The organism is Bacillus cereus group sp. BfR-BA-01316 (genome assembly GCF_022664195.1).
Lineage (GTDB): Bacteria > Bacillota > Bacilli > Bacillales > Bacillaceae_G > Bacillus_A.
In genome coordinates, this window is the sequence record NZ_JAKUGX010000025.1 from 55,514 (window position 1) to 74,290 (window position 18,777).

An 18,777-nucleotide genomic window follows, 5' to 3' on the forward strand; every position below is an offset into this window, starting at 1 on the left:
GAAAAGGAGGTTTACATATGCTTTTTCGTAGCCATACCCCTCGGTTTTATAACGAAAAGAAGCAATTAATCCCTAACAGTATCGCTACGATAGAAAGCGTTATGATTAATGACCGGAAACAATCTCTCCTTATACGCGGACAAAACGTGGAACAGCCTATTTTATTATGCTGTCATGGCGGTCCTGGTATGGCACAAATCGGCTTTATTCGCCATTTTCAAAAAGAGTTAGAAAAGCACTTTATCGTTATTAATTGGGATCAGCGAGGGGCAGGTAAATCCTTTTTATGGCGGGATATCCAAACAAACTTTACGATTGATCAATTTGTTTCAGATGCAAAAGAGGTTATTCAATATCTTCTCAAACGCTTTAATAAGCAAAAATTATTTCTTGCTGGTCATTCTTGGGGGAGTATTATCGGACTACAAATCGCTAATCAATGTCCCGAATATATAGAAGCATACATCGGCATCGGTCAAATCGTACATATGAAGCAAAATGAAGAATTACTATATCAACATTTAATTAGCTCTGCCAAAAAACATGACCATAAAAAGGCATTAGCTTCTCTTTTAAAATTAGGGAAACCACCCTTTTTAGATACGAGACGCCTCATTATTCAAAGAAAGTGGCTTGGTACATTCGGAGGAGCAATCCAAAATGGATCTTCCTTTTCTTTCATACGAAAAGGCTTCTTTTCTCCTGAATATACGCTATTAGATTGGTTCAAATTTCTCGCAGGAAATTTAAAATCCGGAGTTTTATGGGAAGAGATGCTGACAATCGATTTCTTTTCATCTATTTCAAGTTTATCTGTTCCTGTTTATTTTTGTTCTGGTCGCTATGATTATCAAACTCCTTATGCACTCGTTCAACAATATTGCGATATCATTCAAGCTCCTATTAAAAAGATGATTTGGTTTCCAAACTCGGCACATTCTCCAGATTTAGAAGAGCCTGAGTTATTCGCTAAATCTTTACAATCAATTAAACAAGAACTATCTTTTCAACATTAATAACAAAAGGCGCTTTTACATTTCATAAAAAACATTTTATAATGATATGTCGCAAGTATATGTCACTGCAAACACTTGCTTGCCTTAACAGAATAAAAATTAGGGAGATTACATTTATTATGAACGCTGTACTCATCGCAGTAACAGTCATGCTACTGCTTAGTTTGTTACGTGTCCAAGTCATTGTCGCCATTATCGTTGGAGCTTTAACAGGCGGACTTATCGGCGGACTCGGTATTTCAGAAACAATTAGTACTTTTACAGCTGGTCTTGGGAACAGTGCTCCTATCGCATTAAGCTACGCAATGCTCGGTGGATTTGCTATTTCCCTTTCAAAAACAGGACTTCCTGATGCAATGATCCAATCAGCTTTAAAATGGATTGGCAACGAACAAGACACGAAAAAACAAGTCTATTCTAAAATACTTATATTATTTATCATTTTAACAATGGCTTGTTTCTCACAAAATATTATCCCTGTTCATATCGCCTTCATCCCAATCTTAATTCCCGCACTTTTAAAAGTATTAAATGAGCTGAGGGTGGATCGTAGGCTTGTAACATGTCTTATTACATTTGGGTTAATTACCCCTTACATGTGGGTCCCAGCAGGATTCGGAAAAATTTATCATGACGTATTGCAAACAAATGCTGCGCAAAGCGGTCTTACATTTGATGTCGCACTTATTCCAAAAGCGATGACTATTCCAGCAATCGGTATGATTATCGGATTATGTGTAGCGGTTTTCATTACATACCGAAAACCACGTACATATGAAACAGAACAAATTCATGCTGCACAGAATGAAATCGTTCCCTATACGAAAAGAAGCATTACTTTTGGTTTATTATCAATAATTGCTACATTAACTGTGCAATTAGCAACAGAATCAATGATTTTTGGTGCTTTAGCAGGTATTATCTTCTTATCAGTTAGCGGTAGTCTCCCTCTTAAAGAAGCCGATGCTATTTTAACGAGTGGAATGCGTATGATGTCCTTTATCGGATTTGTTATGATTTCTGCCGCTGGATTTGGCGCTGTTCTTCGAAAAACTGGACATGTTGAATCTCTTGTGCAAACGAGTGCACATATAATCGGAAATAATAAACCGCTTGCTGCATTTCTTATGCTCATTATTGGACTTCTCGTTACGATGGGAATTGGTTCTTCCTTTTCAACCATCCCAATCTTAACAACAATTTTCGTACCGTTATGCGTCCAGCTCGGATTTAGTCCCATGGCTACAATCGCAATTATCGGTACAGCTGGTGCACTAGGTGATGCAGGTTCTCCAGCATCCGATAGTACACTTGGACCAACGTCCGGTTTAAATGCTGATGGTCAGCACCATCATATATGGGATACGTGCGTTCCAACTTTTCTTCACTATAATATACCGTTACTTATATTCGGCTTTATTGCCGCAATTACACTATAAAAGGTGCGTTTTAAAAACGCACCTTTTACTTTGTTGTTTCTCTCTCAATGCATCTAAATTCTGTTTCCACTTCTTCTTGTCCCACTTGTTTCTTCTTTATTTTTCCTATTAACTGCTGAAAAGCTATTTCCCCATTTTCTTCGATATAACTTCCAATCGTCGTTAATGCTGGACTTATCCATTCACCCTCTACACTCCCGTTAAATCCAATGATTTGCAACTTACCTGGTATATGAATATTAAGAGTTTTCGCCGCCCTGATTAGCTCAATAGCGACCTTGTCACTTGAAGCTACAACCCCATCTATGTATGGATGCTTTTGTAACAATTCAAGAAACTGTTGATTCGTATACCCTTGTACAATTTCCTCTCGATAAGAAAGTCCTTCTTTCCAAGCAGTATCTAGAAATCCTGCCACATGCTCTTCCATTTCTTCACTCTCTACTCCCTCACCGATATAGGCAAGAAACTGGCAGCCTTTCTCTTTTAATAAAGAAACAGCTTTCTGTCCACTTTCATAATAGCTCATAAGAGATTGTCGTTCTTCAAGCACAGTGAAAGGAAGTGAGATTTCTCCTATACTTCGAAAAACAGATTTCGTCATTATAACGCCTGCAATGTTATTTTGCTCCAACATATCTATGTATCTATTCTTATTTTCTATATTACAAACTATTACTTGATACCCTTCTTTATATGCTATTTCCTCAACGAAACGGAGCAAAGTGATGTATGATGGATTATGCAAATTATCTACAAGTAATGCAATCATCGTTGAAGGCTGTTTAAATAAAGGCTTTGCTGTAGCATTCGGTCTATAATGTAATTCTTCAATTGCTTTTTTTACTTGTTTCACCGTATCTTCATGGACATATCCTTTTTCGTTAATGACTCTTGAAACGGTTGCGACTGAAACACCGGCCAATTTTGCAACATCACGTATAGTTGCCACATCGTCACCCCTTAATATGGTAATAGATTACAATTTTAAACTAAACCAAAATATAACATTCGTCAAGGTTATTGTTTTATATTTCTGAAAATTGTTACACAACTTCCACTCTACTCATAAAATATACTCCAGCTGAATTTCATGTGAAATCGCGATATTATCATAACCAATAAACGGAATTTCTTTCTTTATTTTTCGTGCTTCCTTTACCGCATCAATATATAAGTTCGTCATCATGAAGTTACGTTTTTGATAAAAACGAAGTGCGTTCATATTATCATTCGTCGTAATGAGCCACACTTTTTTACATTCGTTCTCTTTTGCCACTTGCAACACACAATCCACCAGTTTTGTACCAATCCCCTTCCCTTCCTCAAAACTATTTAACGATACAATTTCACACATGTTTTCTATCACTTTATATGTCAGAATTCCCACTATTCTGTTATTTCTAAGTGCAACAAAACCGGGTAATTCTTCTAATTGATGTACTCTGCCTCGAGAGACCATCATTGAGCTTCCCCAGTTTTCACACATAAAATCCTGAATTGCTTCTTTCATTTCTGGTGTAATTTTTTGTATATGAACCATATACGATTTCTCCCCTTTTCACATCATTGTGATACAATGTTAGTGTATCACATGTAGAGGTATTTGGAGGATGAGGTAAAGTATGAAACGTTTTTTTACAGCATTGTTTACTATACTAGGTGCACTAACTGCGATTGGGATTTTCTTTACAAATAAAGTTATGTACTTGAAGAAAAAAACAGAGGAAGAAGTTTTAGAACGCGAAACGAAAAAGCATTTTCATTTGGACGATTTTAAGGCTATTCAAAAAGAAGAGGTTCACATCCCTTCTCAATTCGGATACGAACTTCACGGATATTACATGCCAGCTGGTCATTCCAATAAATTTATGATTTTTTGCCACGGTGTGACCGTAAATAAAATGAATTCCGTTAAATATGCAAACTTATTTTTAAATAGAGGATATAACGTATTTATTTATGATCATCGCCGCCATGGTAAAACCGGTGGTAAAACAACAAGCTATGGCTATTATGAAAAACATGATTTAAAGTCAGTAGTTGACTGGCTAAAAGATCGTTTCGGAACGAATATTACACTCGGAATTCATGGTGAATCTATGGGTGCTGCAACTCTTCTTCAATATGCAGGACTTGTAGAAGATGGTGCTGATTTTTATATTGCTGATTGTCCTTTCTCTGATTTTTATGGACAGTTACAACATCGTTTGAAAGTTGAGTTTCATTTACCAAAATGGCCTTTATTACCTTTAGCAAATGCCTTTTTAAAAGTTCGTGATGGCTATACAATTCGTGAAGTTTCACCAATTGATTGTATAAAAAATATTAACAATCCTGTTCTCTTTATTCATAGTAAAGATGATGACTATATTTTATCTGATATGACGAAATCACTTTATGAAGCGAAAGAAAATAATAAACAGCTTTATATTGCAGAACATGGTGCACACGCTTGCTCTTATAATGAAAATAAAGAAGAGTACGAAGATGCCATCGATCAATTTTTAAACACATATGTAAAAGAAACAAAAAACAGGCTTGCATAAGCCTGTTTTTTTACTGCGCTAAAACGTCTGTAACTTGTTCCATATTTTCAGAAATCCACTTTACTGCCTCATCTAGCGTTGGGAATTCCGTCGTTTGAAAAGTCACCTCATCTTGAAGTAACCAAACATCTTTCGGTTCTTGTCCTACACCTGCGATTGACCAATGAAGTAAACTATATGGATGATTATCATTCAAAAATGATGCCCATGTGCGCTCATTTGCAATATTTTGTAGTGTTCGTAATTTTTTATCCATCTTTCGTCACCTTACTCTAGTCAGTTATAAAAACTATTATAACACTCTCTTCTCTCTCAAACAAAGTGCTCTTTTTATATTGTCAAGTACTCTCCCTAATTATATGATGAGATTAAGCGTTTAGAAAGGAGGGATAACGTTGGCAAAAGTACAAATTAAAGTAAATGATAATGGCTCTTTTCGCGTTACAGGGGACGTGGAATTAGTCGATTCACAAGGGAATGTATTCCCAGCAAAACCGGCATTTTCTTTATGTCGTTGTGGTCTATCAAAAAATATGCCTTATTGCGATGCTTCGCATAAGGGAAAATTCGAATCTGTTGTTAGAGCACCAGAGGCAGAGTAATTTTGGACGTAACATGCACATTTTTTTGTGCATGTTTTTTCTTTTGATCAACTCCTGTATAGCCCTTTCCCTTACAACATTTCTATTACGTTTATCTCCCTTCAGACCTACATCTATTTTCAAACAATTCTTCACATTCGAATGTTTTTTACTATGCTTTTTTCTTTTTTGTGCTATAATGTGAGCAAACAACATCCTTCGGGGTCGGGTGAAATTCCCAACCGGCGGTGATGAAGCGTAAGCTTCTAAGTCCGTGACCCGTTTTCAACTCGAAAACGGTGGATCTAGTGAAACTCTAGGGCCGACAGTATAGTCTGGATGGGAGAAGGATATGTTTTCTAGTAATTATATATAGCGAATACACTTTTATTTCAGTATGCATATTTTTAAAGGTTCATTTTGAATCTTTATATATGTTTTATTTTGTATACTTATGTTTCTATACTGAAATAAAAAGATACGACTAGCGTTTGAAAAATTCGATATTTTGCTAGGTTTTTTCCTTATGCCAAAATATCAGTCATCGTTAGGTTTCTTTCCTATACTTTCGTATTCGAACTATATTTCTAGAAATCACGTCTCCCAAACCCCAAGGATATAAAATCCTTGGGGTTTTTTGATTTTTTCAGGAGAGGTGAAGAGAATGACAGATCAAGAATATATGAGGATTGCCTTGCAGTTAGCACAAGGTACCTCCGGACAGACAAGTCCAAATCCTATGGTTGGTGCTGTTGTTGTAAAAGATGGAAACATCATAGGAATAGGAGCTCACTTGCGTGCTGGTGAAGAACATGCTGAAGTTCATGCACTTCATATGGCTGGTGAAAAAGCAAAAGGTGCTACCGTTTATGTAACACTTGAACCGTGTAGCCATTTTGGAAAAACACCACCTTGCTGTGAATTACTCATTGAAAAAGGAGTCCAGCGGGTTGTAATTGCTACCCTTGATTGCAATCCACTCGTTTCTGGTAATGGAACAAGGAGATTGGAAAAAGCTGGGATAAAGGTAACTACTGGTGTTCTTGAAGCGGAAGCAACTTTATTAAATCGATACTTTTTTCACTATATGAAAACGAAACGGCCATTTGTAACAATAAAAACAGCAATGAGCTTAGATGGAAAAACAGCGACTGTAACGGGGGAAAGTAAGTGGATTACAGGAGAAAAAGCACGTGCAGACGTTCATCAGTATCGTCATACTCATGATGTGATTCTTGTCGGTGTGAATACTGTTATAACTGATAATCCACATTTAACGACAAGAATTCCAAACGGAGGTAAACATCCTATACGCGTTATTTTAGATACCCACTTAAGAACGCCGCCATCTTCTCATGTCATAACAGATGGCTTAGCTCCGACATGGATTATTGTCGGTAAGGATGTAAATAAAGAGAAAATAGCTTCTTATGAATCTGAAAATATAACTATATTCCAAATGAAAACGAAGCAAATTGAAATACAAGATGTCCTATCCCTACTCGGTGAGAAACAAATCCTTTCTCTATTTGTTGAAGGTGGTCAAGCGGTACATGCAAGCTTCTTAAAAACAAATAGTTTTAATGAAATCGTGACCTATATAAGCCCGAAATTAATTGGTGGAAAAGATGCACCCACTTTATTTGGCGGAGCTGGTTTTTCAAAGTTGCAAGATGCACTTTCCTTAACAATTCAAGAGATGAAGCAAATTGGTAATGATATAAAAATTGTTGCAACCTTAAAAAGCGAGGTGACGGAATGTTTACAGGAATTGTAGAAGAGTTAGGAACGATATCAAGCATGACTCAAAGCGGGGAAGCAATGAAGCTAACTATTAACGCAAATCAAATTTTATCAGATGTTAAGTTAGGTGATAGTATCGCGGTTAACGGGACTTGCTTAACCGTAACTAATTTTACGACTACTTCATTCACTGTCGATGCAATGCCTGAAACGATGAAAGCAACATCACTTCGTATGCTAAAGCCAAGTGCTAAAGTGAATTTAGAACGGGCAATGGCTGCAAACGGACGATTCGGTGGACATTTCGTCACCGGACATATCGATGGCATCGGTACGATTTTAACTAAAAAACAACATTACAATGCCAACTATTACAAAATAGCAATTTCTGATGAATTACTACGCTATTGTTTGCATAAAGGATCCGTTGCTGTTGATGGCACTAGTTTAACAATATTTGATATAGACGAATCTTCAATTACAATCTCACTCATCCCACACACCGTAAGCGAATCTGTCATCGGAGAAAAAAAAGCCGGGGACATCGTAAACATTGAGTGTGACATGATTGGTAAATATATTGAACGCTTTATTTCAAAGCCCGTAAAAAGAACAGACTCAATGACCGAAAACTTTTTACAAGAAAACGGATTTCTATAAGGGGGAAGCACAATGTTTCATCGTATTGAAGAGGCTCTAGAAGATTTAAAACAAGGAAAAGTCGTTATCGTATGTGATGATGAAAACCGAGAAAATGAAGGCGACTTTATTGCTTTAGCAGAGTACATTACACCAGAAACGATTAATTTTATGATTACACACGGCCGTGGTCTCGTTTGCGTACCGATTACAGAGCAATACGCAGAGCGTCTACAATTAGAGCCAATGGTTTCTCATAATACAGATTCGCATCATACTGCGTTTACAGTAAGTATCGATCACGTTTCTACAACAACAGGCATTAGTGCTCATGAGCGTGCTACAACAATACAGGAATTATTAAATCCCGCATCTAAAGGAAATGATTTTAACCGTCCTGGACATATCTTCCCATTAATTGCGAAAGAAGGTGGTGTCCTTCGCCGTGCAGGTCATACAGAAGCTGCTGTTGATTTAGCAAAACTATGCGGGGCTGAGCCAGCTGGAGTCATTTGCGAGATTATAAATGAAGATGGGACGATGGCACGTGTACCTGATTTAATGCAGTGTGCAAAACAATTTGATATAAAAATGATTACAATTGAAGATTTAATTGCTTATCGCCGTCATCATGAAACACTTGTTACAAGAGAAGTGGAAATTACATTACCTACAGAATTCGGTACTTTTCATGCAATTGGCTATTCTAATTCATTAGATACGAAAGAACATATTGCACTCGTAAAAGGTGATATTTCAACAGGCGAACCTGTACTTGTACGCGTTCATTCAGAATGCTTAACAGGCGATGTATTCGGTTCGTGCCGTTGTGATTGCGGACCACAGCTACATGCTGCACTTGCTCAAATTGAGCGTGAAGGTAAAGGTGTTCTCCTCTATATGAGACAAGAAGGACGAGGTATTGGTCTTCTTAATAAGCTGCGTGCTTATAAGTTACAAGAAGAAGGGTTAGATACTGTAGAAGCAAATGAAAAACTTGGGTTCCCAGCTGATCTTCGTGATTACGGTATTGGCGCTCAAATTTTAAAAGATTTAGGATTACAAAGTTTACGATTATTAACGAATAATCCACGAAAAATTGCTGGCTTACAAGGTTACGATTTAGAAGTAACCGAGCGTGTACCGCTGCAAATGCCAACAAAAGAAGAAAATAAAACGTATTTACAAACGAAAGTAAACAAATTAGGACATTTACTAAACTTATAATTAAGGGAGAGATAAATTATGGTATTCGAAGGTCATTTAGTTGGTACAGGATTAAAAGTTGGGGTTGTTGTTGGACGTTTTAATGAATTTATTACAAGCAAGTTACTTGGCGGAGCTTTAGATGGATTAAAGCGTCACGGTGTAGAAGAGAATGACATTGATGTTGCATGGGTTCCTGGCGCATTTGAAATTCCTTTAATCGCTAAAAAGATGGCCAATAGCGGAAAATATGATGCCGTTATTACATTAGGTACAGTAATCCGTGGTGCTACAACGCATTACGATTACGTTTGTAATGAAGTCGCAAAAGGCGTTGCGTCTTTATCACTACAAACGGACATTCCAGTTATTTTCGGTGTATTAACGACAGAAACAATCGAACAAGCGATTGAACGTGCAGGTACAAAAGCTGGTAATAAAGGATATGAATCAGCAGTTGCTGCGATTGAAATGGCTCATTTATCAAAACAATGGGCATAAAAAAAAAGAGGCTGCGGCCTCTTTTTTTATTTTTCCACCTTTTTTCGTACATCCACTATTAATTCATCCATCGTTTTTCCTTCTGTTTTTATACGAAGAGTTTGTGCTGTTCTCCACACATTCTCTCTTTTTTTCGCTTCTTCTATAATAGTAATTTCTTTTCGTACTTCTTTTAAATCTTTTCCTTCTGTTTCAAGTCCAAAATGTTCAGCTTTCGTTCGAAAATGTTGTTCAATTCTTTGTTGCATTTCTTTTTGTTCAGGATTTTCAGCCGCCTTAACCGGATCAGCACTTATCGCTTTTATTAAAATAAGACAAGTCATAATAGCTAATATATATTTGTGCATGTAAAATCCTCCAACCCAATATGAATTACATTTTTACTATGTACAATTTGGGCTTGGAAAATTCGTCCACAAAAATTCTTTTTCTCGATCAAAAACCAATAGTATCAAGCGTTAATGGCTATTTATTACATTTTATTTACAAAAAGCAAACCCTTTAAAGAGTTTGCTTTTCATCTATCTTATAGTGCACATTCTTCAATCTCAAATCCTAAATCTTCAATCATACCCCAGTCCGCAGTCGGCTCTTGTCCTGCTGTTGTTAAATAATCCCCGACAAAAATAGAGTTTGCTGCAAATAAACCCATTGGCTGTACAGAACGTAAATTAAGTTCTCGGCCACCTGAAATACGAATTTCTTTTGTTGGATTTACAAAACGCATCATTGCCAGCACTTTTAAACATTCTACAGGTGTTAATTCCTTTTGTCCTTCAAGCGGAGTACCCTTTACAGCAACAAGGAAATTACATGGAATAGAATCTGCATCTAAACGTTGTAATTCAAATGCAATTTCAGCACGCTGTTCAATCGTTTCTCCCATTCCGAAAATTGCCCCAGAGCATGGAGAAATACCAGCTTGCTTCGCTTTTTGAACTGTATCAACACGATCGTCATACGTATGCGTTGAACAAATGCTATCATAATTGTTAGCATGCGTATTTAAGTTGTGGTTATAACGATGCACACCAGCTTCTGCTAACTGACCTGCTTGATCTTCATTTAAAAATCCTAAACAACAGCAAATTTTCAAATCTGTCGTTTCACGAATTTCCTTAACTGCTCCAATAACGTGATTTACTTCTTTATCCGTCGGACGACGACCAGATGCAACAATACAATATGTACCTGCTTTACGACGAATCGCTTCGTGCGCTCCTTCAACAATTTTCTCTTGTGTTAACCATGCATATTTATCAATCGGTGCTTCTGAAATAATAGACTGTGAACAATACCCGCAATCTTCAGGACATAATCCAGATTTCGTATTAATAATCATATTCAGCTTTACTTTCTTTCCAAAGTGATGATGACGAATGATGTAAGCTGCATTCATAATTTCTAAAACTTCTGTATCATCAGCTTCTAAAATCGCTCTTGCTTCCTCTTTCGTGATGTGTCTGCCCCCTACTACTTCAGATGCAATTTTTTTCCAATCTATTTTTGTTTGTACTTGTTTCATTTCATCTCTCCCCCTCTTTTGTTATATACGTAAATAAAGCATGATATGTTGCTACTATCACTTCTTTTTCCGTGAAGTCTCTTTCGTATATTCGAAGCATCGCACGAAAGAGTGAAGGACTTTGACAATACGACTCTTCATTACTATTGGTCGCTCCTACTTTTCGAATAGAATGTAGAAACTCCCTAACTTCTGTAAATTTTTCTATGTAACATGTTTCAGAAACATGTACATTTCCTAATGGCATTTCACATATATTTACTAACTGTTCTTTCGAAATGAAGCGTTGTCCAATTGAAGCACAATTGTGTATCCCCTTTTCTTTCTTAGCACGTTGGAAAGACGTATGTAATTCTTGGAAAGTCGTATTACCAAACGTCGAAAATAATAATATTCCCTCTTCAGACAAATGGTTAAATAAATCTTTCACTGTCGCTTTTAAATCATTTAGCCATTGAAATGTAGCGTTTGAAATAATGACATCATATGAATCTTCTAATTTTAATTTCTCAATATCTTCACATCTAAATGCAACATTCTCCACTTGTTTCCTAGCCTTCGCCACTGCAATCATCTCATCAGCAAAATCAACAGCTGTAATATGTGCTTTCGGAAATGAATTTGATAATTGCTCTGTTACATATCCAGTTCCACATCCAAGTTCTAAAATACGTATCGATGATGCTTCACTATACCGTTCTTTCAATATAGAAAGTAACGAATGTGCCATCTTCTTTTGTACATTTGCATATTGATCGTAAGATACGGCCGCCCCGTTAAACCGTTTTTGCAGTAACGTTTTGTTGATCATGTCGTATCCCCTCTACAAATTGAATAATTTCATTTGCACAATATTCAAAATTCATTACACATAATGCATGCCCAGCACCGCTTACTACTTTTAGATTGGCATTCGTATTATTCGCCATACTATGGGCTGCAGACAATGGACATATTACATCCTGCTCTCCATGGAGAAGTAACAATGGGACTTTCATATCTATTAATTCATTTCTCATATCTGTTTCTATTAAATAATCTAAACCTAATTGCAAAGACTGAATCGAGTCGCCTTTAAATCGCATTGTAATCTCTTCAAAATTCTTATTCTCTTTTAACTCATTTTTCGTAAACATATTTTCATAGAAGCGCTGTAGCGTACTTTCTTTCTGCCTTACTAAATTCTTTTTCATACGTTCTACAAATGAAGCATTCCACCCACTTGTATAGTCGTTAGTAATTGCAAATTTAGCAGTACCACCTATTAAAACTATACCTTTTGCCTTAATCTTTTTATAAGATTGGATAGCTGCTAGTGCTCCTAATGACCACCCAACTAAAATCACATTTTCATCATTTGCTGCATCTATAATACGTCCCGCAAATTCACTACTTTCTTTCACATTACGCCACTCTACACATTGAACAGAATATCCTTTAAAATACGGCAGAACTAAAGTCCAAACCTCTTCTTCCATTCCCCATCCAGGAATAAAAATAATCTTCAGCTCTTTCATACTAAAAACCCCTCTTCTTTACCAATGCGAATAATATGCTGCGTTGCCCACTTTAAATCGGCTCTTGTATGTTGTGACGTAACTGCAAAGCGAATTCGAGAACTACCAACCGGAACAGTTGGTGGGCGAATTGCAATTGCTGCAATACCTATCTCTTGCAATTCTCTACTAAAGCGCATAGCATTTTCATTTGAACCGACTATAATTGGAACTATATGCGTTGAACTATCTCCAATATCAAAACCTGCTTCTCGTAAATGAGTCCTGAAGTATGCACCATTTTCTATGAGTCTCTCTCTTCTTTCGTTATCTTCTTTTACTATTTCAATTGCCTTCTTTATCGCTCCTAATGTCCCTGGCGGTAACGCAGTAGTAAAAATAAAGCCCCTCATCATATTTTGCAAATACTCTATACAAGTTGAATTACCTGTCAAGTAGGCACCATAACATCCTAGTGCTTTACTAAACGTCCCCATATGTATATCAATTTTATTTGCAATGTCTTTTTCAATATGGGATAATCCGGCACCATCTTTTCCAAATATTCCACTCGCGTGCGCTTCATCCACCATTAGAAGTGCCCCATATCTTTCTTTCAGCTGTACTAAAGCTTGTAAATTCGCGGTATCACCATCCATGCTAAAAACAGTATCTGTAACAATTAACTTTCTTTTTGCTGATGATGTCATACGTAACATTTTCTCTAAATGTTCTAAATCATTATGACGATACCTTTTATGTTCTGCTCCGCTCAACGTTATCCCATCAACGATACTTGCGTGATTTAATTTGTCACTAAAAACAATATCGTGACGACCAACTAACGAGGAAATTGCCCCAACATTCGCGGTATATCCGCTATTTACAATTAAAGCTTTTTCAGTACCTTTCCAATCACATATACTTCTCTCAACCTCTTCATACAGTGGATAATTTCCTACAACGAGACGAGAGGCAGTCGCTCCAGTTCCATATTTTTTTGTGCAGACAATAGCAGCTTCTTTCAACCTTTCATCTCCAGCTAACCCTAAATAATTATTTGATGCTAAATTTAGCATCCTTTTCTTATTTCGAATAAGCCATGTCTCTTCCGCTTTCTCTGTTACATGCAAATTACGATACTGCCCTTTCTCTTTTAATTGTTCTATTTTAGAGTGAAGGTGCACGCGCCACGTTTGATTCATTTTGGATGGACTCCTCTAATTTTGAGATCATAATATGTTCTTTTGCCGATTCTAATAATTCTTCCCTTGTAAACTCACCTTCAAGGAATGGTAATAAACCTAAAACAGGTACTCCACTTAACTCCTCAATCATTTCTTTGTTTTCTTGCACTCTTTCTTTTTCACATTCTTTACAGCCAGACAAAATTACACCTGCTACTGTTAAACCGTGTGCCTTTGCATAAGAAATTGTTAAGACAGTATGATTAACTGTCCCTAGTGTCGGACGCGCTACTACAATAAGAGGGAGCTCTAATTCTTTTGCAAAATCAATCACTAAAGCGTCTTCTGTATATGGGACGGCAAGCCCACCAGCTCCTTCTACCAATAGGCTATTAAACTCTTTTAGTAGTTCATTATAATGAGCAGTAATCTCTTTTAACATTACCGTCCTTCCAGCCCTTTTCATAGCCAGTCTCGGAGCGAGTGGTTCTTCAATAGAATACGGACAAATTTTATCTTCTTTTGTCCTTACGCCCGATAACGCTTTTAATCTTGCTGCATCTCCATCTGGATTTGACGAAACATGTCCACTTTGCAACGGTTTATATACACCAACATTATACCCACGCTCTCGAAATATACCTGCTAAGGCCCCTGCCACTACAGTTTTTCCAACTTCCGTATCTGTTGCTGTTATAAAGAAACCACTCATCATTCTTCCTCCGTAACATCTGAGATTGCTTTATATAAAATGCGTAACATCTCATCAATTTCAGCCATTGTAGATGCAAGAGGAGGCATAAATACAATGGTGTTACCAAGTGGACGTAAAATCATACCTAACTCTCTTGAGCGTTTACACACTTGAACGCCGACTCTTTCTGTCCACTCAAACGATTCTTTCGTTTCCTTATTTTTAACAAGTTCAATACCAACCATTAGCCCGCACTGACGAATATCTCCTACGTGCTTATATTCATAAAGTGCTTCTAATTGTTTTGCTACATATTCTGTTTTATGCGCAACATCTTCTATTAAATTAGTTTTTTCATATAGTTCTAAATTTGCAATTGCTACAGCACACCCTAACGGATTCCCTGTATAACTATGACCATGGAAAAACGTTTTTTGTTCTTCATAGTCTCCTAAGAAGGCATTATAAATTTCATCTGTCGTTACCGTAATCGCCAATGGTAAATAACCACCTGTTAAACCTTTTCCCGCAGTTAAAATGTCTGGGGTCACATTTTCATGTTCACATGCAAACATTTTTCCCGTACGTCCAAATCCCGTCGCTACCTCATCTGTAATAAATAATACATTGTATTTTGTACATAAATCGCGAAGCCCTTTTAAATATCCTTTCGGCATTGTAATCATCCCGCCAGCACCTTGCATTAATGGCTCCACAATGATAGCTGCTACTTCTTCATGTTTTTCTTTCAGCAATTCTTCCATTTCTTCTAAATGCTTCTTTACAATTTGTTCCTTATTATCTCCATAAGGAGAACGATATGTATATGGATACGGCATTTTAATTGCCTCAAATAATAGTGAACTATACACTTGGTGAAACAAGTCTATTGCTCCTACTGAAACAGCACCTATTGTATCACCATGATATGCTTCTTTTAATGTAACAAATCTTTGTTTTCTCGGTTTTCCTTTATGCTGCCAATATTGAAAAGCCATCTTAATTGCAATTTCAACAGCGGTAGAACCAGAGTCTGAATAAAATACTTTCTTCAAGCCTTCTGGTACAACATCAATTATTTTTTCTGCTAATAAAATAGATGGAACGTTAGCAAGTCCTAGCATAGTAGAATGAGCGATTTTATTTAATTGTTCACGAATTGCCTCATCTAGTTCCGGTACTTGATGCCCATGAACATTTAACCAAATAGACGAAACACCGTCCCAATATTCATTTCCATTTACATCGTATAGCTTTCTTCCCTCTCCACGTTCAATAATGACAGGATCTTCTTCTAAATAATCTTTCATTTGTGTAAATGGATGCCATACGTAAGCTTTGTTTTTCTTCGATAATTCTTCATATGTATAAGACGATTTTTCAGTCGCATTACTATTAACAGTCACAATTGCCACCCCTTATGTTAACTTGTTTATAAATATAGTTAACATTAAATCTAAATGACTGTCAATTATTTTTAAATCAAATAGTTCTTAAAAAAGAACAACTTATCATAAGATAAGTTGTTCTACTTTCCATGTTGTATCTTCCCAATTTCTAAAATAATCTCTTCATCTTTTTTTCCTTCTGTATCAATTCCAAGTTGCTTAGCATGCTCAATTAATAAATCATGGCGCTGCTCAAACCTAGCGGTATCTACTTCTTTCGCAATCTCTTCTTTTGTTTTCCCCTCAGTAGAAACTCCTAGTTTCGCAGCTGCTTTTTCCATCGATTTCTTCTCTTCAGTTTCTTTCACTTTCTTCACTTCTGACTGCTGTATTTGCTTTTGTTTCGACTGCTCTGATTCAGCTGCAAAAGCTGTGTAAATTCCAGCACTTCCGCCAACGACTAGTAAGGTGGTAAAAAGAATTATTTTTTTCTTCACTCTTTCCTCCCCTTTCAAATTCATTATAACGCACATTTTCACAGTATTAAAACCTTTCTCCTTTATTTCCCTAAAAAATTATTGAACATTTTTATTGACATGTAAGACGAATATATGATAAAAATTTAACTAACATCATATGAATCGGCGTTGATAGGATTTAGTAGTATTTCGTTTTCTGATTTCAGAGAGCTGGTGGTCGGTGCGAACCAGTACAGAGCGATTTATGAATTACCCCCTGGAGCTTCTTTTACGAAACGTGAGGAGTAGTGAAAGACGGTTATAGACCGTTATGTCTAAAGAGTGGTGAAACGACACTGTTTCACAATTTAGGGTGGTACCGCGAATTTTTCGTCCCTGCATATATTGCAGGGGCGTTTTTATTTTATTAGCGCATACCATACGACCCTTTATTTTGTGATACATTCATTTCACAAGCTAGGGTGGTACCGCGATTTCTTCGTCCCTGCATAATTATATGCAGGGACGTTTTTTTATCCAATCATTTCCGTATCATATAGAAGTGTCAAAATTTACCGGTAATTTGTCAAAAAATTCTAAATTTTAGAAGGAAATATATAATATTGGCGAATTTTATATAAAAAAGGCTATTTTCGATTAATTAGGAGGGGAAAACAATGGTTTCAAAAATTGAATCTGTTCTTTTAACAATTTTTATCTTTTTCTGTATTGGTTTTAGTGTTATTCAATTAGAAGTTTCACCGCATATCCCAATTTTATTCGGTATCGTTATTTTATTAGCGTTTGGATTTATGAAAAAAATCTCTTGGTCTACTATGGAAAAAGGGATGATCAGTAGTATTTCAGCTGGTATTCCATCTATATTTATTTTCTTACTTGTAGGCGTATTAATCAGTGTTTGGATCGCAGCTGGAACAATTCCAACTTTAATGGTATACGGCTTCCAACTTGTATCTCCAAAAATTTTCGTTCCAACTGTTTTTGTTGTTTGTGCAATTGTTGGAACAAGTATCGGTAGTGCTTTTACAACTGCTGCAACTGTAGGACTTGCCTTTATGGGCATGGGTAGTGCTCTTGGATACGATCCAGCTCTTATCGCTGGTGCAATTATTTCTGGTGCATTCTTTGGGGATAAAATGTCTCCTTTATCTGATACAACAAACTTAGCTCCAGCTGTAACGGGTGTAGATTTATTTGAACATATTCGTAACATGCTTTGGACGACAGTTCCAGCTTTCATTATTGCTTTTATTGCATTTTTCATTTTAGGAAGTGGATCTGGAGGCGATGTTGATTTCTCAACTTTTATTAATACGTTAGAAAAAAATGCAACGATTTCTATCGTTACACTTATTCCGATTTTATTACTGTTCCTATTCGCATTTAAAAAGGTTCCAGCAGTTCCAACATTACTTGCTGGAATCGTAGTAGGGATCATCATTCTATTTATTTTTAAACCTAGTACTTCTTTAGCTGATTTAATGAAAATTATGCAAGATGGTTACGTTTCTAAAACTGGTATAAAAGATATTGATAGCTTATTATCTCGCGGTGGTTTACAAAGTATGATGATGTCAATTGCTCTTATTTTCCTAGCTCTTTGTATGGGGGGATTACTACAAGGAATGGGCATTATCACGCAGCTGATGAATATCATCTCTAGCTTCGTAAAAAATAGTACACGCTTAATTATTTCTACTGCTTCAACTGCAATTGGTGTAAACTTCTTACTCGGCGAGCAATACCTATCAATCGTTTTAACAGGACAAGCATTCGCTAACAAATACGATGAAGTCGGTTTAGAACGTCGTAATTTATCACGAGTACTAGAAGATGCTGGTACAGTAATTAATCCGCTCGTACCATGGGGTGTAAGTGGCGTATTCTTAACAAACGTCCTTAGCGTTCCAACAATCGATTATGTTCCATACGCAATCTTCTGTTTAGCTTGTCCAGTCGTAACAATTATTGTTGGTTTCACTGGATTTGGTCTTTCATGGAAGAAAGAAAAAGCAGTACCAGTTTCATAATATATACGTAAAAAAAGGATTACCATAATTGGTAATCCTTTTTTTTACAATACTTTACTATCTATTTGCTTTCTTTCTTCTAAATAACATAAGTAAACCTGCTCCTACAAACGCAAGTCCTGCTCCAATTGTAGAAGTGACGCTTGTACCTGTTTTCGGTAAATCACGTTCATCTTTTTCAGCTTCTTTATTTTCACTTACAGTTGTTGGATTTTCTCCATTGCCTCCATCACCTGTTGGCGGTGTTGTTGGATTTTCTCCATTGCCTCCATCACCTGTTGGCGGTGTCGTTGGATTTTCTCCA

General features: G+C 36.5%; 21 protein-coding genes, 1 riboswitch and 1 other annotated feature. Of the genes, 9 read left to right on the plus strand and 12 right to left on the minus strand.

The window, feature by feature from the left end; translation table 11 throughout:
- Positions 1 to 17 precede the first annotated feature (17 nt).
- A complete protein-coding gene (locus tag MR071_RS18080) occupies positions 18 to 1,016 on the plus strand; it encodes an alpha/beta fold hydrolase (protein ID WP_105584609.1) in 999 nt (332 codons plus the stop codon).
- 119 nt (positions 1,017 to 1,135) lie between these two features.
- Entirely contained in the window at positions 1,136 to 2,455 is a 1,320-nt protein-coding gene (locus MR071_RS18085) for a Na+/H+ antiporter family protein (protein WP_242237324.1), read from the plus strand.
- 25 nt (positions 2,456 to 2,480) lie between these two features.
- Here the strand turns inward: MR071_RS18085 and MR071_RS18090 are convergent, their stop codons facing one another.
- Entirely contained in the window at positions 2,481 to 3,407 is a 927-nt protein-coding gene (locus MR071_RS18090) for a LacI family DNA-binding transcriptional regulator (protein ID WP_105584607.1), read from the minus strand.
- A 114-nt stretch (positions 3,408 to 3,521) separates the two neighbouring features.
- Positions 3,522 to 3,998 (minus strand): GNAT family N-acetyltransferase, encoded by a 477-nt coding sequence (locus MR071_RS18095; protein ID WP_242237326.1) that lies wholly within the window; start codon positions 3,996 to 3,998, stop codon positions 3,522 to 3,524.
- An 82-nt stretch (positions 3,999 to 4,080) separates the two neighbouring features.
- Between MR071_RS18095 and MR071_RS18100 the strand changes: the two genes are divergently transcribed.
- A complete protein-coding gene (locus MR071_RS18100) occupies positions 4,081 to 5,004 on the plus strand; it encodes an alpha/beta hydrolase (protein ID WP_002014993.1) in 924 nt (307 codons plus the stop codon).
- A 10-nt stretch (positions 5,005 to 5,014) separates the two neighbouring features.
- Here the strand turns inward: MR071_RS18100 and MR071_RS18105 are convergent, their stop codons facing one another.
- Complete coding sequence (locus tag MR071_RS18105; RefSeq protein WP_098776611.1) at positions 5,015 to 5,260, minus strand: DUF2552 family protein; 246 nt, start codon at positions 5,258 to 5,260, stop codon at positions 5,015 to 5,017.
- Positions 5,261 to 5,399: 139 nt separating this feature from the next.
- On the opposite strand from MR071_RS18105, the gene MR071_RS18110 reads away from it, so the two are divergent.
- The 5 genes from MR071_RS18110 (at position 5,400) to ribH (ending at position 9,674) form a co-directional block, all read left to right on the plus strand.
- Positions 5,400 to 5,606, plus strand: coding sequence for a CDGSH iron-sulfur domain-containing protein (locus MR071_RS18110; protein WP_001151582.1), 207 nt, complete (start codon positions 5,400 to 5,402; stop codon positions 5,604 to 5,606).
- 190 nt (positions 5,607 to 5,796) lie between these two features.
- Positions 5,797 to 5,940, plus strand: a riboswitch (FMN riboswitch).
- A gap of 309 nt (positions 5,941 to 6,249) precedes the next feature.
- Positions 6,250 to 7,362 (plus strand): bifunctional diaminohydroxyphosphoribosylaminopyrimidine deaminase/5-amino-6-(5-phosphoribosylamino)uracil reductase RibD, encoded by a 1,113-nt coding sequence (ribD, locus tag MR071_RS18115; RefSeq protein WP_242237330.1) that lies wholly within the window; start codon positions 6,250 to 6,252, stop codon positions 7,360 to 7,362.
- Positions 7,344 to 7,988 (plus strand): riboflavin synthase, encoded by a 645-nt coding sequence (gene ribE / locus MR071_RS18120; RefSeq protein ID WP_105584603.1) that lies wholly within the window; start codon positions 7,344 to 7,346, stop codon positions 7,986 to 7,988. The genes ribD and ribE overlap by 19 nt, the downstream gene beginning before the upstream one ends.
- Positions 7,989 to 8,000: 12 nt before the next feature.
- Complete coding sequence (gene ribBA, locus MR071_RS18125; RefSeq protein ID WP_105584602.1) at positions 8,001 to 9,194, plus strand: bifunctional 3,4-dihydroxy-2-butanone 4-phosphate synthase/GTP cyclohydrolase II; 1,194 nt, start codon at positions 8,001 to 8,003, stop codon at positions 9,192 to 9,194.
- An 18-nt stretch (positions 9,195 to 9,212) separates the two neighbouring features.
- Positions 9,213 to 9,674 carry a 6,7-dimethyl-8-ribityllumazine synthase gene (gene ribH / locus MR071_RS18130; protein ID WP_000230892.1) on the plus strand — a complete coding sequence of 154 codons (462 nt, stop codon included), beginning with the start codon at positions 9,213 to 9,215 and terminating at the stop codon, positions 9,672 to 9,674.
- 26 nt (positions 9,675 to 9,700) lie between these two features.
- Here the strand turns inward: ribH and MR071_RS18135 are convergent, their stop codons facing one another.
- From MR071_RS18135 to MR071_RS18170, 8 genes are all read right to left on the minus strand, one after another.
- Positions 9,701 to 10,021, minus strand: a complete 321-nt coding sequence (locus MR071_RS18135; protein ID WP_242237333.1) for a hypothetical protein — start codon at positions 10,019 to 10,021, stop codon at positions 9,701 to 9,703.
- Positions 10,022 to 10,200: 179 nt separating this feature from the next.
- Entirely contained in the window at positions 10,201 to 11,199 is a 999-nt protein-coding gene (gene bioB / locus MR071_RS18140; RefSeq protein WP_105584600.1) for a biotin synthase, read from the minus strand.
- Position 11,200: 1 nt separating this feature from the next.
- Positions 11,201 to 12,010: a malonyl-ACP O-methyltransferase BioC gene (gene bioC, locus MR071_RS18145; RefSeq protein WP_105584599.1), complete on the minus strand. Its 810-nt coding sequence runs from the start codon at positions 12,008 to 12,010 to the stop codon at positions 11,201 to 11,203.
- Positions 11,976 to 12,716: an alpha/beta fold hydrolase gene (locus MR071_RS18150; protein ID WP_105584598.1), complete on the minus strand. Its 741-nt coding sequence runs from the start codon at positions 12,714 to 12,716 to the stop codon at positions 11,976 to 11,978. The genes bioC and MR071_RS18150 overlap by 35 nt, the downstream gene beginning before the upstream one ends.
- A complete protein-coding gene (bioF, locus tag MR071_RS18155) occupies positions 12,713 to 13,900 on the minus strand; it encodes an 8-amino-7-oxononanoate synthase (protein WP_105584597.1) in 1,188 nt (395 codons plus the stop codon). Before bioF ends, MR071_RS18150 begins: the two co-directional genes overlap by 4 nt.
- The gene (bioD, locus tag MR071_RS18160; RefSeq protein WP_242237335.1) at positions 13,866 to 14,594 is read right to left on the minus strand and encodes a dethiobiotin synthase; all 729 of its coding nucleotides are present in this window, start codon (positions 14,592 to 14,594) and stop codon (positions 13,866 to 13,868) included. The genes bioF and bioD overlap by 35 nt, the downstream gene beginning before the upstream one ends.
- Positions 14,594 to 15,982 (minus strand): adenosylmethionine--8-amino-7-oxononanoate transaminase, encoded by a 1,389-nt coding sequence (gene bioA / locus MR071_RS18165; RefSeq protein WP_105584595.1) that lies wholly within the window; start codon positions 15,980 to 15,982, stop codon positions 14,594 to 14,596. The genes bioD and bioA overlap by 1 nt, the downstream gene beginning before the upstream one ends.
- Before the next feature lie 122 nt (positions 15,983 to 16,104).
- The gene (locus tag MR071_RS18170; RefSeq protein ID WP_142395757.1) at positions 16,105 to 16,461 is read right to left on the minus strand and encodes a hypothetical protein; all 357 of its coding nucleotides are present in this window, start codon (positions 16,459 to 16,461) and stop codon (positions 16,105 to 16,107) included.
- 141 nt (positions 16,462 to 16,602) lie between these two features.
- Positions 16,603 to 16,823: a binding site (T-box leader), on the plus strand.
- Between the two features lie 276 nt (positions 16,824 to 17,099).
- On the opposite strand from MR071_RS18170, the gene nhaC reads away from it, so the two are divergent.
- Positions 17,100 to 18,473 (plus strand): Na+/H+ antiporter NhaC, encoded by a 1,374-nt coding sequence (gene nhaC, locus MR071_RS18175; protein WP_242237343.1) that lies wholly within the window; start codon positions 17,100 to 17,102, stop codon positions 18,471 to 18,473.
- A gap of 57 nt (positions 18,474 to 18,530) precedes the next feature.
- Here nhaC and MR071_RS18180 read toward each other — a convergent pair.
- Positions 18,531 to 18,777, minus strand: a 247-nt coding sequence (locus MR071_RS18180; protein ID WP_242237346.1) for an LPXTG cell wall anchor domain-containing protein, incomplete at its 5' end; no start/stop codon positions are given.

Bases quoted from the DNA above. Each gene is read 5' to 3' on its own strand.
- MR071_RS18080 (WP_105584609.1), top strand. From the start codon at position 18: ATGCTTTTTCGTAGCCATACCCCTCGGTTTTATAACGAAAAGAAGCAA.
- MR071_RS18085 (WP_242237324.1), top strand. From the start codon at position 1,136: ATGAACGCTGTACTCATCGCAGTAACAGTCATGCTACTGCTTAGTTTG.
- MR071_RS18095 (WP_242237326.1), bottom strand. From the start codon at position 3,998: ATGGTTCATATACAAAAAATTACACCAGAAATGAAAGAAGCAATTCAG.
- MR071_RS18100 (WP_002014993.1), top strand. From the start codon at position 4,081: ATGAAACGTTTTTTTACAGCATTGTTTACTATACTAGGTGCACTAACT.
- MR071_RS18105 (WP_098776611.1), bottom strand. From the start codon at position 5,260: ATGGATAAAAAATTACGAACACTACAAAATATTGCAAATGAGCGCACA.
- ribD (WP_242237330.1), top strand. From the start codon at position 6,250: ATGACAGATCAAGAATATATGAGGATTGCCTTGCAGTTAGCACAAGGT.
- ribE (WP_105584603.1), top strand. From the start codon at position 7,344: ATGTTTACAGGAATTGTAGAAGAGTTAGGAACGATATCAAGCATGACT.
- ribBA (WP_105584602.1), top strand. From the start codon at position 8,001: ATGTTTCATCGTATTGAAGAGGCTCTAGAAGATTTAAAACAAGGAAAA.
- ribH (WP_000230892.1), top strand. From the start codon at position 9,213: ATGGTATTCGAAGGTCATTTAGTTGGTACAGGATTAAAAGTTGGGGTT.
- MR071_RS18135 (WP_242237333.1), bottom strand. From the start codon at position 10,021: ATGCACAAATATATATTAGCTATTATGACTTGTCTTATTTTAATAAAA.
- bioB (WP_105584600.1), bottom strand. From the start codon at position 11,199: ATGAAACAAGTACAAACAAAAATAGATTGGAAAAAAATTGCATCTGAA.
- bioC (WP_105584599.1), bottom strand. From the start codon at position 12,010: ATGATCAACAAAACGTTACTGCAAAAACGGTTTAACGGGGCGGCCGTA.
- MR071_RS18150 (WP_105584598.1), bottom strand. From the start codon at position 12,716: ATGAAAGAGCTGAAGATTATTTTTATTCCTGGATGGGGAATGGAAGAA.
- bioF (WP_105584597.1), bottom strand. From the start codon at position 13,900: ATGAATCAAACGTGGCGCGTGCACCTTCACTCTAAAATAGAACAATTA.
- bioD (WP_242237335.1), bottom strand. From the start codon at position 14,594: ATGAGTGGTTTCTTTATAACAGCAACAGATACGGAAGTTGGAAAAACT.
- nhaC (WP_242237343.1), top strand. From the start codon at position 17,100: ATGGTTTCAAAAATTGAATCTGTTCTTTTAACAATTTTTATCTTTTTC.